The 14,337-nt window shown below is 59.8% G+C and carries 12 protein-coding genes; 4 read left to right on the top strand and 8 right to left on the bottom strand.

Annotation, left to right across the window (positions count from 1 at the left end):
* Positions 1–69: 69 nt before the first annotated feature.
* Positions 70–1,599 carry an MFS transporter gene (locus ABH912_RS07675; RefSeq protein ID WP_429510259.1) on the top strand — a complete coding sequence of 510 codons (1,530 nt, stop codon included), beginning with the start codon at positions 70–72 and terminating at the stop codon, positions 1,597–1,599.
* Between the two features lie 114 nt (positions 1,600–1,713).
* Here the strand turns inward: ABH912_RS07675 and ABH912_RS07670 are convergent, their stop codons facing one another.
* The 5 genes from ABH912_RS07670 to glcD are packed head-to-tail and all read right to left on the bottom strand — an operon-like array spanning position 1,714 to position 8,156.
* Positions 1,714–3,894 (bottom strand): malate synthase G, encoded by a 2,181-nt coding sequence (locus ABH912_RS07670; RefSeq protein ID WP_429510258.1) that lies wholly within the window; start codon positions 3,892–3,894, stop codon positions 1,714–1,716.
* A gap of 55 nt (positions 3,895–3,949) precedes the next feature.
* On the bottom strand, positions 3,950–4,351 hold the full coding sequence (locus ABH912_RS07665; RefSeq protein ID WP_033056518.1) for a heme-binding protein: 402 nt from the start codon (positions 4,349–4,351) through the stop codon (positions 3,950–3,952).
* The gene (gene glcF / locus ABH912_RS07660; protein WP_429510257.1) at positions 4,348–5,589 is read right to left on the bottom strand and encodes a glycolate oxidase subunit GlcF; all 1,242 of its coding nucleotides are present in this window, start codon (positions 5,587–5,589) and stop codon (positions 4,348–4,350) included. The genes ABH912_RS07665 and glcF overlap by 4 nt, the downstream gene beginning before the upstream one ends.
* 3 nt (positions 5,590–5,592) lie before the next feature.
* Complete coding sequence (gene glcE / locus ABH912_RS07655) at positions 5,593–6,657, bottom strand: glycolate oxidase subunit GlcE (protein WP_429510256.1); 1,065 nt, start codon at positions 6,655–6,657, stop codon at positions 5,593–5,595.
* Entirely contained in the window at positions 6,657–8,156 is a 1,500-nt protein-coding gene (gene glcD / locus ABH912_RS07650) for a glycolate oxidase subunit GlcD (protein WP_033056515.1), read from the bottom strand. The genes glcE and glcD overlap by 1 nt, the downstream gene beginning before the upstream one ends.
* A 234-nt stretch (positions 8,157–8,390) precedes the next feature.
* On the opposite strand from glcD, the gene glcC reads away from it, so the two are divergent.
* Complete coding sequence (gene glcC, locus ABH912_RS07645; RefSeq protein WP_429510255.1) at positions 8,391–9,158, top strand: transcriptional regulator GlcC; 768 nt, start codon at positions 8,391–8,393, stop codon at positions 9,156–9,158.
* 172 nt (positions 9,159–9,330) lie between these two features.
* On the opposite strand, the gene ABH912_RS07640 is transcribed toward glcC, so the two are convergent.
* Positions 9,331–11,094: an L-lactate permease gene (locus tag ABH912_RS07640; RefSeq protein WP_429510254.1), complete on the bottom strand. Its 1,764-nt coding sequence runs from the start codon at positions 11,092–11,094 to the stop codon at positions 9,331–9,333.
* 172 nt (positions 11,095–11,266) lie between these two features.
* Between ABH912_RS07640 and ABH912_RS07635 the strand changes: the two genes are divergently transcribed.
* Positions 11,267–11,503, top strand: coding sequence for a hypothetical protein (locus ABH912_RS07635; RefSeq protein ID WP_008151753.1), 237 nt, complete (start codon positions 11,267–11,269; stop codon positions 11,501–11,503).
* Between the two features lie 24 nt (positions 11,504–11,527).
* Positions 11,528–11,944 carry a DUF1801 domain-containing protein gene (locus tag ABH912_RS07630; RefSeq protein ID WP_429510253.1) on the top strand — a complete coding sequence of 139 codons (417 nt, stop codon included), beginning with the start codon at positions 11,528–11,530 and terminating at the stop codon, positions 11,942–11,944.
* Positions 11,945–11,962: 18 nt separating this feature from the next.
* Here the strand turns inward: ABH912_RS07630 and ABH912_RS07625 are convergent, their stop codons facing one another.
* Together ABH912_RS07625 and ABH912_RS07620 are read right to left on the bottom strand one after the other, a co-directional pair.
* The gene (locus ABH912_RS07625) at positions 11,963–12,892 is read right to left on the bottom strand and encodes a LysR family transcriptional regulator (protein ID WP_429510252.1); all 930 of its coding nucleotides are present in this window, start codon (positions 12,890–12,892) and stop codon (positions 11,963–11,965) included.
* 70 nt (positions 12,893–12,962) lie between these two features.
* Positions 12,963–13,937 carry a quinone oxidoreductase family protein gene (locus ABH912_RS07620; RefSeq protein ID WP_429510251.1) on the bottom strand — a complete coding sequence of 325 codons (975 nt, stop codon included), beginning with the start codon at positions 13,935–13,937 and terminating at the stop codon, positions 12,963–12,965.
* Positions 13,938–14,337: the final 400 nt, after the last annotated feature.

Here is a 14,337-nt window from a genome sequence, read left to right as displayed (position 1 = left end):
GCAGGGTTCGTTTCACGGGTGCATTGCGAAATCTCCCGTGATTTTTGAGGTAATAAGGAGCTTGGAGTAATGCCGTTAATAAGTGAGACAGCGCAACACACAGCAAAATCAAAACGATGGTCAGCCCTTAGCGTGCTGATGCTGCCAGTGCTACTGGTAACAGTAGACAATACGGTGCTTGGATTCGCGTTACCAAAGATTGCCGAGGCCCTGAGTCCAAGCGCTAGTCAGCAGCTATGGATGATCGATGCCTATTCGCTGGTATTGGCTGGATTGCTGGTGTCGATGGGTAGTCTGGGCGATCGAATCGGTCATCGAAAGTTGTTACTGGCCGGGTCTTTGGGATTTGTCATTGTGTCGGTGCTGACTGCCTATTCCCAAACGGCCATGCAACTGATTGCCGGGCGAGCTTGTATGGGGATTTTCGGTGCGATGTTGATGCCCTCGACGCTGGCATTGATACGATCGGTGTTTCTGGATCGAGAGGAGCGCAGAGTAGCTGTGGCGATCTGGGCAACAACTCTGACGGTAGGATCAGCGCTGGGTCCTTTGGTCGGTGGAGTTTTGCTGGAGTTTTTCAGTTGGGGGGCAATTTTCCTATTGGCGATACCGGTATTGGTGCCGTTGTTGGTATTGGGGCCGGTGTTGTTGCCCGAATCCGAGAAAGACTGTTCAGGGCCACTGGATCCGTTAAGTATCCTGCAATCGATGATTGCCCTCAGTGCGATCGTTTACGGCATTAAACACAGCGCCAGTAATGGTCTCGACTGGATGGCGCTGACAGCATTTGTAATCGGCATGGTTGCTGGGTGGATGTTTGTGCATCGGCAATTACGTCTGCCTGTGCCGTTGATGGATCTGAGTCTGTTCCGAAGTGGCACCTTTAGCGGCTCGGTACTAATCAATCTGATGAGCCTCGCATTCCTCGTCGGCTTTGTGTTCTTCACCACTCAGTTCTTACAGATCGTCCTTCAGATGTCACCGTTGAATGCCAGTTTTGCGTTAGTACCTGGTCAGATCATGGCGATCGTAATGGGAATGGCAGTCGTGCCTGTAGCGCGGCGAGTACCGGTGCATGTGCTGGTACCGATTCTGATGGCGTTTGCTGGGGCGGCGTTTTTGCTGGTGGCCAGCATCGGCAGCAGTCTGATCGTTCTGGTGGTGGCCTTTGCCTTGCTGAACATTGGCGTGGGCGCGATCGCGACGGTATCCAACGATGTGATTTTGTCGGCTGCACCGCCGGAAAAGGCAGGTGCGGCGTCAGCCATTAGTGAAACGGCCTATGAAGTGGGTGTGGTTTTGGGGACGACAGTGCTCGGAGGTCTCGTCACTGCCTACTATCGCGGTGCATTGCAGCTTCCGGATTTTTTGAGCGAGGTGCAGACGATGCTGGCGAGTGAGACGCTATCGGGTGCTAATCATGTGGCGGTGCAGTTGTCAGGAGATCAAGCACGACAGCTGATGACACAGGCGGGAAGTGCATTCGAGGGTGGAATTAATCTGGTTTCGTGGGTGACGTGCGGCTTGGCACTCATGGCGATTTTAATTGCCTCGCGTGCTCTGCGGATACCGAAGACGAAGCTTGCTGAAGGGCAGTGATCGAAAATGAACGTCGGGCCGTTTGCCACACGGCCCGACTGTTTCAGTGCTCGCAGTTACCAAACAGGTTCCAGGTTTTCACCCAGTCTGCTCAGACTCTGTTGTCCTCTCTGCTTACGCCCTCGACTGCTTGAACGCCCGCCGGAATTTATGCAACAGCGGTTCGGTATAACCATTGGGTTGTACGCCCCCCTCAAACACCAGCGCGTAGGCCGCTTGAAATGCAACTGACTGCTCGAAGTCCGGCGCCATAGGCGTGTAGATCGGATCACCGGCGTTTTGCTCATCGACGACCCGCGCCATACGCTGCAATATCTCGACGACCTGATCCTTGGTGATCACCCCGTGTCGCAGCCAGTTGGCCATGTGCTGGCTGGAAATTCGCAAGGTCGCGCGATCTTCCATCAGGCCCACGTTATGGATGTCGGGCACCTTCGAGCAGCCAATCCCTTGTTCGACCCAACGCACTACATACCCCAGCAAACCTTGCGCGTTATTTTCGACTTCCTGACGAATCTCATCGGCCGACCAGGATGGCTCGGTGACGACCGGCACGCTGAGCAAGCCGTCCAGAAGTGCCGGGCTGGCGCCACCGAAGTCCGTTGTTTCAAGGGACTCCTGCACCGAACGCACGTTGACCTGGTGGTAATGCAGCGCATGCAGGGTGGCGGCGGTCGGTGAGGGCACCCACGCGGTATTCGCGCCCGCTTTCGGGTGGGCGACTTTCTGTTTGAGCATATCGGCCATCCGGTCCGGCATGGCCCACATGCCTTTGCCGATCTGCGCTCGCCCACGCAATCCACAGTCCAGACCGACGAGCACGTTGTTACGCTCGTAAGCCTCGATCCACGCGGTGTTTTTCATGTCGCCCTTGCGCAGCATCGCGCCCGCTTCCATGGCGGTGTGCATCTCGTCGCCGGTGCGATCCAGGAAACCCGTGTTAATGAACGCGACCCGTGAGGAAGCTGCGGCGATGCAGGCCTTGAGGTTGACGCTGGTGCGCCGCTCCTCGTCCATGATGCCCATTTTCAGGGTATGGCGTTCGAGCTGCAGCAGGTCTTCGATGCGGCTGAACAACTGCTCGGCGAAGGCCACTTCGGCGGGGCCGTGCATTTTCGGTTTGACGATGTAGACGCTGCCGGTGCGGGAGTTGCCGCGGCGTTGCAGGTCATGCAGGGCGATCAGGCTGGTGATGACGCCGTCGAGGATGCCCTCCGGAATTTCCAGTCCGTCCTTGTCGAGAATCGCCGGACTGGTCATCAGGTGCCCAACGTTGCGGATGAACAGCAACGAGCGCCCGTGCAGCGACAGTGAGCGGCCATCGGCCGCGGTGTACTCGCGGTCCGGGTTCAGTCGTCGCGTGATGGTTCTACCGTTTTTCTCCAGGTCCTCTTTCAGGTCGCCCTTCATCAAACCCAGCCAGTTGCGGTACACCTGCACCTTGTCATCGGCGTCGACTGCCGCGACCGAGTCTTCACAATCAATGATGGTCGAGAGGGCCGCCTCAATCAGCAGGTCCTTGACCCCGGCAGTGTCAGCCTGACCAATCACACTCTGGCGATCGATCTGAATCTCGACGTGCAGATCGTTGTTTTTCAGCAGGATGGCGATGGGATCAGAGAGCGAACCCTGATAGCCGATGTACTGCGCGGCGTTCGATAAACCGGTTTGGCTACCGTCATTCAAGGTGGCCTCCAGTGTTCCGTTGTCGATTCGGTAACGCGCCACCGCTGCATGGGAGCCGTTGATCAAGGGGAAAGCCTGATCCAGAAACGTCCGCGCAAAAGCGATGACTTTCGCCCCGCGCACCGGGTTGTAAGTCCGGCCCGGTTCGGCGCCGCCATCATTGGCAATCACATCGGTGCCGTAGAGCGCGTCGTACAGCGAGCCCCAGCGCGCATTCGCGGCATTCAGCGCATAACGCGCGTTGACCGCCGGGACGACCAGTTGCGGTCCGGCCTGCACACTGATTTCTGTATCAACGTTGTCGGTGCTGACCTTGACGTCTGCGGGTTGCGGTTGCAGGTAACCGATACTGCTCAGGAAGCTGCGATAAGCCGGCATGTCCGTCACTGGTCCCGGGTGGGCGCGGTGCCAGGTGTCCAGTTCGGTTTGCAGGCGATCACGTTCAGCCAGCAGCGCGCGGTTCTGCGGCGCCAGTTTATGCACCAGTGCGGCGAAACCGCTCCAGAACGCTTGAGGGTCCAGGCCGGTTCCCGGCAGCACGTCCAGATCAACGAAACGTTGCAAGACAGGTGCGACCTTGAGGCCTTGGCAGTTCACGAAATCGGTCACTTTTTGCATCTCCATCACACAGTATTTATCGAGCAACGACAGCGTCACGTTCAGTTCACTTCAGGCATTGCGCGCCGGCCTTGGCCACTTGGGCATCCTGTTCGGCTTTGACACCGGACACCCCGACCGCGCCGATCACCTGGCCGTCGACGATAATCGGCACACCGCCCTCAAGGGACGTCAGCAGTGGCGCCGACAAAAAGGCGTGGCGTCCGCCATTGACCATCTCTTCATAGCCTTTGGACTCGCGCCGACCGAGGGCCGAGGTGCGGGCCTTTTCGGTGGCGATGTAGGCGCCAATCGGAGCGCAACCGTCGAGGCGTTCGAGGGCCAGGGGATGGCCGCCGTCGTCGACAATCACGATGGTCACGGCCCATTGATTATTCTGCGCTTCGGTGCGTGCCGCCGCGAGGATTTGGCTGACTTCGGTCTGGCTCAGTACGGCTTTGCTTTTCATCGGGATTCTCCAGTGCTCGGTTGGGGCAAGGCGGCTTCGACCAATTCGATCCAGTGCCTGACAGGGGTTCGGCGCGCACCGTCGAGGTGGGACTGACAGCCGATATTGGCCGTGACAATGACTTCGGGATGTCCGCTTTCCAGCGCATTGAGCTTGTTGTCGCGCAATTGCCGGGACAGTTCGGGTTGGGTCAGCGAATAGGTGCCCGCCGAGCCGCAGCACAGGTGACTGTCGGCAACAGGCGTGAGGTTGAAGCCCAGACTGGTCAGAATCGCTTCCACCGCGCCGCCCAGTTTCTGCGCGTGCTGCAAGGTGCAGGGGCAATGGAACGCCAGGCGCTGGGCGCTGTGGATACCGAGCTTTTCCAGCGGCTCGTCACGCAGCACTTCGACCAGATCCTTGGCCAGCGCACTGACCTTTTTCGCCTTCTCGGCATAGGCCGGGTCGGTGCTGAGCAGGTGACCATAATCTTTGATGAAGGCGCCGCAACCGCTGGCGGTTTGCACGATGGCTTCGGCACCGTTTTCAATGCTTGGCCACCACGCATCGATATTGCGGCGGGCGCGATCCAGGCCGGCCGCCTGAGCGTCGAGGTGATAATCCACGGCGCCGCAGCACCCGGCTTCGCGGGTCGGTGTGACGCTGATCCCCAGTCGATCCAGTACTCGTGCAGCGGCTGCGTTGGTATTGGGTGACAGACTCGGTTGCACGCAGCCTTCAAGCATCAGCACCTGCCGGGCGTGGCGAGTGACCGGGCGCGGCTTGGCCGGATAGATGCGGCGAGGCAACTTTATCTGCAAGGTGTTGGGCAACAACGCCCGGAACACCTGACCGCTGCTGACCAGCCCTTTGAACAGCGCCGGATTGGGCACGACGCTGCGCAATCCCTCGCGCAACAAGCGCTGACCGAGCGGGCGCGGCACCGCCGCATCGACCACCGCCCGGCCGATGTCCAGCAAGTTGTGGTAGTCGACGCCGGAAGGGCAGGTGGTTTCGCAATTACGACACGACAGGCAGCGATCCAGGTGCTGTTGGGTCTTTTGCGTGACTTCGTTGCCCTCCAGAACCTGCTTGATCAGGTAGATGCGACCCCGCGGTCCGTCCAGTTCATCGCCCAGCAATTGATAGGTCGGGCAGGTGGCATTGCAGAAACCGCAGTGCACGCAGGTGCGCAGGATACTTTCGGCTTCTTCGGCGCGGGGCAGTTGGCGGGCTTGCTCGCTCAAGGTGGTCTGCATGGGTCAAAGCTCCGCGTACAGGCGCCCGGGGTTGAAGATGCCCCGGGGATCGAGTTGTTGCTTCAAGTTCCGGTGGTAGCGCATCAATGCGGCAGGCAACGGTTGGAACGGGCTGTCGATCAAACCATGGGTATAGCAGGTCACATGCCCGCCGACTTCTTCGACGATTGAGCGAACGAATGCTGCCTCTGCGTCGGATTTTAGCCAGCGCTGCGCACCGCCCCAATCGAGCAACTGACGGCCAGGCAAGGAAAGCCGAGGCGTGTTGTGAGGGACGGACAGGCGCCAAAGTGCCTGGTCCTCATCGAAGAAACTCAATCGATGTTCGTTGAGATCATCCCAATATGAAGCGTCCAGCAACTCGCCGCCGAGTCGGTCATGAGCCGCCGCTACCGAGCCTTCGCCACCCTCAAGCCGCAGGTGCAGGCGCTGCCCATCGTGGCACGCAGCGCTGATCGGCAGCGGCTGTTGCCCCCATTCGGCGAGGCGCAGCAAGGCGCGATCGCTGTCCATTTCCAGGCTGATGCTTAACGCTTGACGCGGCTTGGGCAGGACCTTGAGCGAGACTTCGGTGATCACGCCCAGCGAGCCATAGCTGCCGGCCATCAAACGCGACAGATCGTACCCGGCGACGTTTTTCATGACTTCGCCACCAAAGCGCAAATGCTTGCCGTGGCCGGTGATGACCCGTGTCCCGAGGACGAAGTCCCTGACGGACCCGGACCAGGGACGCCGTGGTCCCGACAGCCCGCTGGCGATCATGCCGCCGACAGTTGCGCCGTCGCCGAAGGAGGGCGGTTCGCAGGGCAACATCTGCTGCGCCGCGTCCAACACTGCAGCCAGTTCTGCCAACGGGGTGCCGCAGCGAACGGTGATCACCAGCTCGGTCGGGTCGTAGCTGACGATGCCTCGGTGGCTGCGCGTGTCGAGCACTTCGCCCGCCACGATGCGCCCAAGAAACGCCTTACTGTTAGAGCCTTGAATGCGCAACGGCGTAGCGTTTTGCAGCGCCTGGTTGACCTGTTCCAGCAGCGAGGCGCTGTCGTCGATATCGTGTTCACTGCGCATCAGAAACGCTCCAGTTCAGGGAAGGGCAACTGACCCATGTGAACGTGCATGGCGCCGAACTCGGCGCAGCGGTGCAGCGTCGGAATGTTCTTGCCGGGGTTGAGCAGGCCGCTCGGATCGAAGGCGGCTTTGACGGCATGGAACACGGTCAGCTCATCGCTATTGAACTGCGCACACATCTGATTGATTTTCTCCCGGCCCACGCCGTGTTCACCGGTAATGCTGCCACCGACCTTCACGCACAATTCGAGGATCTTGCCGCCCAGCGCTTCGGCGCGATCGAGCTCACCCGGTTGGTTGGCATCGAACAGAATCAGCGGGTGCATGTTGCCGTCACCGGCGTGAAAAACGTTGGCCACCCGCAGGCCGTACTCGGCCGACAACGCGGCGATCGCCTGCAGCACACCGGGCAACTCGCGGCGCGGGATCGTCCCGTCCATGCAGTAATAATCCGGTGAGAGACGGCCCACCGCCGGAAAGGCATTCTTGCGTCCGGCCCAGAAGCGCACGCGTTCGGCTTCATCGCGGGCCTGGCGCACTTCGGTGGCGCCGGCCTGTTCCAGCACCTGGCGCACGCGATCACAGTCATCATGAACGTCGGCTTCAACACCATCGAGCTCGCACAGCAAAATGGCTTCGGCGTCGACCGGATAACCGGCGTGGATAAAGTCCTCGGCTGCGCGAATGGCCAGGTTGTCCATCATTTCCAGGCCGCCGGGGATGATGCCGGCGGCAATAATGTCACCCACCGCGCGGCCAGCCTTCTCGACGGAATCGAACGCCGCCAGCAGCACTTTGGCGGTCTGGGGTTTGGGCAGCAGTTTGACCGTGACCTCGGTGATGACACCGAGCATGCCTTCGGAACCGGTGAACAATGCCAGCAGATCGAAGCCCGGAGAATCGAGCGCCTGCGAACCCAGGGACAGGTGTTCGCCGTCGACGGTGAGGATGTCGACCTTGAGCAGGTTGTGCACGGTCAGCCCGTACTTCAGGCAATGCACGCCACCGGCGTTTTCCGCCACATTGCCGCCGATTGAACAGGCGATCTGCGAGGAAGGGTCCGGCGCGTAGTACAAGCCAAACGGCGCGGCTGCCTGGGAAATCGCCAGGTTGCGCACCCCCGGCTGAACCCGAGCCGTGCGTGCGGCGGGGTCGATGTGCAGAATATTATTGAAGCGCGCCATCACCAGCAGCACGCCTTTTTCCAGCGGCAATGCACCGCCGGACAAACCGGTGCCGGCACCGCGGGCGACCACCGAGACCTGCCGCTCATGACAGAGTCGAAGCACGCCTTGCACCTCGTCGATGTGGCGCGGCAGCACCACCAGCATCGGTGTGGTGCGGTAAGCAGACAGTCCGTCGCATTCGTACGGTTTGAGTTCTTCCTGCTGATGCAGGACTTCCAGATCCGGCCACTGCGTGTGCAGGGCTTGCAACAAGGCTGCTCTGTCGACATCAGGCAAGACACCGTCGACGCGTTCATCGTAAAGAATGTTCATAGTCGGTTGACGACCCTCAGTTGTTTTTATAGGAGGTCTGTGTCCGTTTACCACTGACTTGCATCATTGGCCTGAGGCGTTCTACTGTCTATGTGTTGTTTGGCTGGTCGAACCAGTTTTTTATTCAATGGTTTTTTATTGGTGCAAAAAAATAGATTTAAAACATAGGCTTATGTTTGTGTTTGAATCTTTGTGGTTTTGGTAGCGAGGCTGGTCATACCAGTTGGAGAGTCGATGGAAAAGGCAGAAACGAGCCGTAATCCACAAGTCGCAGATGTGGTCTGTGAACGCATTGAACGGCTGATCGTGGACGGGGTACTCAAGACCGGGCAACTGTTGCCGTCGGAGCGTCGTCTGACCGAAAAACTCGGCGTTTCCCGCACGGCACTTCGCGAGGGCCTGAAGCTGTTGCGCGCACGCGGGATTATCAAGACAGAGCAGGGCAAAGGCTCATTTGTCGCCGACCTTTCGGGTCACGGTGCCGCGTCTCCGCTGATGCACTTGTTCAGCTCACAACCCCGCACGCTCTACGATTTGTTCGAGGTCCGCAGCCTGCTCGAAGGCGAGTCCGCACGTTTGGCTGCGTTGCGCGGAACCGACGCCGACTTCGTCCTCATCACCCGCAGCTACGAGGCGTTGCTTAATGCCCATAGTCGTTCGCTGGAGGCGTCCGAACACGCTCGGCTCGATCATGCCTTTCACCTGGCGATTTGCGAGGCCTCGCACAACCCGGTGCTGGTGCAGACCTTGCGCTCGCTGACGGACTTGCTGCTGAGCACGGTGTTTGCCTCGGTCAACAACCTCTACCACCGCGAGCCACAAAAGCGTCAGATCGACCGCCAACATGCGCGGCTCTACAACGCTGTCACCGGCCGTATGCCGGAACAGGCACGCAAGGCGGCCATCGCTCACATCCAGAGCATCTGCGAGAACCTCAAGGAAATCGAAAGCGAGGAACAACGGTTGGTTCGGGCCACGCTGCGACTTGAGGGGTGGGCGTGAAACCTGCTGCTTGAATCCGCGAGAAACATGTGGCGAGCGAGCTTGCTCGCGCTGGGCTGCGTAGCGGCCCCAAAAATCGAAAAGACGGCCGATTTTTGTGAGTGCTACGCACTCAAGCGGGAGCAAGCTCCCTCGCCACAAAAGTCAGACTTCAGAGTCGCGCTTGCGTCAGTCAATGCCCGCCGACCACCATATGACTGAACGGCGCCACATACGCCTGCAATGTCACCAAACCACCGACCAGAATGGCCAGGATGATCGAGTGGAAGAACACGTAACGCAGGATTTCCCCTTCATGCCCGTACCAGCGCGTGGCGGTGGAGGCCACCACAATCGACTGCGCGTCGACCATCTTGCCCATGACCCCGCCGGAACTGTTGGCGGCAGCCATCAACACCGGGCTGAGGCCCAACTGCTCGGCGGTCACCCGTTGCAAGCCGCCGAACAGCACGTTCGACGCCGTGTCCGAGCCAGTCAACGCCACGCCGAGCCAGCCGAGCAGGGTGCCGAACATGGGGTAGAAAATGCCCGTCGCGGCGAAGGCCAGGCCCATGGTGGCGTCCAGGCCCGAATAACGGGTGAGGAAACCGAGGGCGAGCATGGCGGTAATGGTGATCAGTGAGTAGCGCACCACCCACAGCGTTCGCAGGTACTGGTGGATCAGCTGCGGAATGGAATAACCCATCAGCAACCCGCCGAGGATTGCCGACAGCAGGATGCCGCTACCGGTGCTGGTGAACCAGGTGAACTTGTAGACCGCATCCTCGGTTTTAGGCGCGGGCACTACAGGCGGGACCTTCTCGATCTGCTGGTGAATCGTGGTGAACGTCACGATCGGGGCGAAGATCGGGTTCGCTTCGCGCATCGGTTTGCCTTGAGGGTCGAGCTTGGCCGAGTGGGTGGCCGGATCAATCGCCGGGCGGGTATCGAACATGTTTTTGAACCCCTGGGTGCCCCAGGCGAACACGAACACCGTGAGGATGATCCACGGCATCCACGCGCGCATCACCGCAGGCTTGGCATCGCTGGCAAAGGTCGCGCTGGCGACGGGTTTTTCGTCATGCTCTTCGGCAATCTTGGAGTTGTCGACACGCCCGGACAGCGCAGCGGAGGTGTGCACAGTGGCCGGTTTCCAGACCCTGAGGAAACCGGTCAGGCAGGCCATGGAAATCAGTGCGGCGATCACGTCCACCAGCATCGGCCCGTGGTAGTTGGACACCAGGAACTGCGGCACGGCGAAAGTGACCCCGGCCACCAGAATCGCCGGCCAGATTTCCAGCATCTTGCGCCAGCCGGCGAAGGCCCAGATCAACCAGAACGGCACGATCACCGAGAAGAACGGCAATTGCCGGCCCACCATCATCGACAGCTCCATTTCATCCAGCCCGGTCACCTTGGCCAGGGTGATGATCGGCGTGCCCAGCGCCCCGAACGCCACGGGCGCGGTGTTGGCGATCAACGCCAGGCCAGACGCGGCCAGTGGCGAGAAGCCCAGCCCGATCAGAATCGCCCCGGTCACCGCCACCGGCGTACCGAAGCCTGCGGCCCCTTCGAAGAAAGCACCGAAGCAGAAAGCAATCAGCAGCAGTTGCAGGCGTCGATCGTCAGTGATGCGCGCCAGGGAATCCTGCAGCACTTTGAACGAGCCGTTCTCGGTGGTCAGCCGATGCAGGAAGATGATGTTGAGCACAATCCAGCCAATGGGCAGCAAGCCGTTGGCGGCGCCGTAAAGCGCAGCCGAGCCGGCCATGTTCGCCGGCATGCCGAAGGCGAAAATTGCGATCACCAGCGCAGACGCCAGGGCCATCAATGCGGCCAGATGCGCCTTGACATGGAAAAACGCCAGGGCTGCCAGCATCACCACGACCGGCACTGCTGCCATGAGGGTTGAAAGTATCGGGTTACCGAACGGATCGTAGATTTGCTGCCAGACCATGTTCCACCTCTGCTTTTTATTGTTGGGAGTGCAGACCCCGTGGGGGCGGTGGCTTCTAGTATAGGTGGCATTACGCCGCTGTCCTGGCAGGCCTTTTAGTGGGCCGCACTGAGCTAACATGGCCAATGGGTAAATGCGCGACTCGGACTTCAACGACGGGAGAAATGCAGCCATGACTGAACGCCATATGCACCACAAGGAAACGCTGTCGAACGGATGCAAGATCGAGGTCAAAGCCGAGATATTGAAGGACGGCTCACTGGGGATGTTCATCGGTGTTTACCGGCCCGATGGCACGGCCATTTTTGAGGATCACGATCCAAAACCGCATCTGCTGGACATGGAGGCTGCCTTTGACTGGGGGATCGAAAAGGCCAAGACCCTCGGCAACAGTCAGAAAACGCTGTAACTCATGAAGAAGGCGACAACCACCATGAAGAAACAGCAGGTCGGTGCAAAGGAAGAAGAGGGTGCAGATTCGGCTTCTCAGCTGATCGACGCGAGAATCAAGGAGCTGGGAGATTGGCGTGGCGAGACGCTCGCTCGGGTCCGAACGCTCATCCGGCAGGCTGACCCTGACGTGGTCGAGGAATGGAAGTGGCGGGGCGTTCCCGTGTGGTCGCACGGCGGAATCATCTGCACCGGCGAGACCTACAAGCAGGTCGTGAAGCTGACGTTTGCCAAGGGCGCCTCGCTGGACGACCCTTCAGGCCTTTTCAACGCCAGCCTCGAAGGCAACACCCGACGTGCCATTGATTTGCATGAGGGCGACACACTTGATGAGAACGCCTTGAAGTCTCTGATTCTCGCCGCCGTGACGCTCAACACAAGCGGGCGTGCGAAACCCTGACGCGGCCTCGCCGAAGCGCTACGGTTGGGGCAACTGCCATGGGGCGCCTCGCGCAAACGCTGCTTCAATCCAGTGCTTGAATGCCGTCGTCGTTGCCGTGTTGTACTTGGCTGACGGGCGCACCAGATAGACGCCCGCGTCTGCATCCAGCTGCCAGTCGGGAAGCACTCTGACGAGATGACCGCTATCGATGTCCCTCGTCATGAGCCACTCACCGCCGGCAAGAATGCCCAGCCCCATGCGGGCGGCGGACAGCAGCGCCTCATTGTCGTTACTGATCATGGCGCTGCGCACCCTGGTGCTTTGCTGATCGCCATCGCGAGTCAGCTTCCATTCCGGGTACGAGTGCAGCCCGGTGAAGCCCAGGCAATTGTGCTCCGCGAGGTCTGCCGGTGTCTTCGGTTCGCCCTGGCGTTGCAGGTAGGCGGGTGCAGCACAGAGGATTCGGCGGTGATCGCACAACTTCCTGGCGACCAGGCGATTGTCTGACAGCTCACCGATTCGGATCGCAGCATCGAAACCCTCCGCGACGATGTCGACGAATCGCTCCGAGTATTCGACCTCTAGCGACACCTCGGGGTAAGCCAGGGCGAATTCCGACACCATCGCGCTGAGCCATAATCGCCCCATCGCGGCTGGCAGCGCGAGTCGCAATCGTCCCCTGATCTGTGCCGCGCCTTGGGCCGCCTCTTGCTCCGCTTGGGAAATCAAACTGACGGCATGAGCAAGCTGCGAGACCAGACGCTGTCCCTCGTCGGTAAAACGCAGTTGCCTTGTCGTTCGTTCCACCAGACGTATTCCCAGACGAAGTTCCAACGCGCTGAGCCGTTTGGACAGCACCGACGGGTGCCGTTGCAGCCTCCTTCCGGCGGCGGCAAAAGAGCCGTGTTCGGAGAGCGCCAAGAGTGTGGCGAGTTCATCTGCCTGTCGGCTATCGAACAGATCCATGCAACGGAAACCTCGTCAATTCAAGCAAACAACAGGGTTGAAGGCCCGGGGCCAGAGTTCCGGCCAGTATTCAGGGCGTAAGGACAATGGCACCTTGCGACAGTCCACTTTCCATATCGGCGTGCGCCCGCGCTACGTCAGCCAATGGGTAACGACGCCAGATTCGAGGTTGAATGATACCGGCGGCGACCGCTTGCAACACCTCCTGTGCGCGCTGCTGATACTCGTGCGTGGTGGCGGTATGCGCGGCGAGAGACGGTCGGGTCAGGAACAGAGAGCCTTTGGCGTTGAGGGTGCTGATCTCGACAGCCGGTGGAATGCCCGAGGCCATGCCGAAAGACACCATCACGCCACGCGGGCGAAGGCTGTCGAGGGAGGCTTCGAAAGACACCCGCCCGATAGGGTCATACACGACATCAACCTTTTGCCCGTGGGTGACCTCCGCAACCTGGGCAGCCAGCGTCGCTGCGTCGAACACCAGTACTTCATCACAACCAGCGGCCTTGGCCCGCTCGATACTGTCCTGTTTCGAGACCACGCCGATCACGAAGGCGCCAAGGTGTTTGGCCCAAGGCACCATGATTTGCCCCAACGCACCCGCAGCGCCATACACCAGCATTCTGGTGCCTGGGCCAACGGGGTAGGTCGTCTTGAGCAGGTAGTGGGCGGTGATGCCCTTGAAGAGCAGGGCCGCCGCTTCGTCGAAACCGAGTTCATCGGGAATCTTCACGAGCCGATTGGCCGGATAGAGGCGACCGCTTGCATAGGCACCCATCGGGCCAGTGGCGTACGCGACTCGGTCCCCCACGGCAACTTCGGTGACGCCTGGCCCGATCGCCGCCACCTGTCCGGCGCCTTCGAGGCCGAGCCCGGAGGGCAGGGAAACACGGGCAGTCCCGGAGCGCTGACTTAAGTCCAGAGGGTTGAGCCCGATGGCCATTTGCTCCAGCCAGACTTCTCCGGCACCCGGTGTTTGCGCAGTGGTTTTTTCGAACCGCAAAACCTGAGGCCCGCCAGTTTCCTGAATTGTAACGGTGCTTACCATGTGGAACTCCCGATGCGTTGGTGGTGCTGAGAGTCTAAGGAGTTGCCAGTGAAGCACTAGTAAGGGTAATTGCAGTTCATTGCTGTAACAGGTGCAGCAATGGGCGCCGAGTGGATACGGTCTGGTTTCGGCCAGTCATCGTGCTGGATGGCGTTGTCGTACGACTTTGCGTGGTATCAAAACGCCCAGATATTACGATCAACACCCGAAAAATAAAAACCTGACGGGCCCACAACCAGCGGCATCTGTACGAAGTTGCACTTTTGATGGGCAGCCTTTATCGAGACGAACGGCCATTTTTCAGATTGACAGCCCGGTATTGATCTCGATATAAAAGACAAGGTTGTACGACGACAGACGATTATCGACTGTTAAACACTAAAAATAAAAACGAGTGTCG

It is taken from the genome of Pseudomonas sp. BT76 TE3572 (genome assembly GCF_050435365.1).
GTDB lineage: Bacteria > Pseudomonadota > Gammaproteobacteria > Pseudomonadales > Pseudomonadaceae > Aquipseudomonas > Aquipseudomonas fluorescens_W.
Note: the sequence above shows the minus strand (reverse complement) of the source record. Positions and strands in the feature narration are given on the sequence as shown.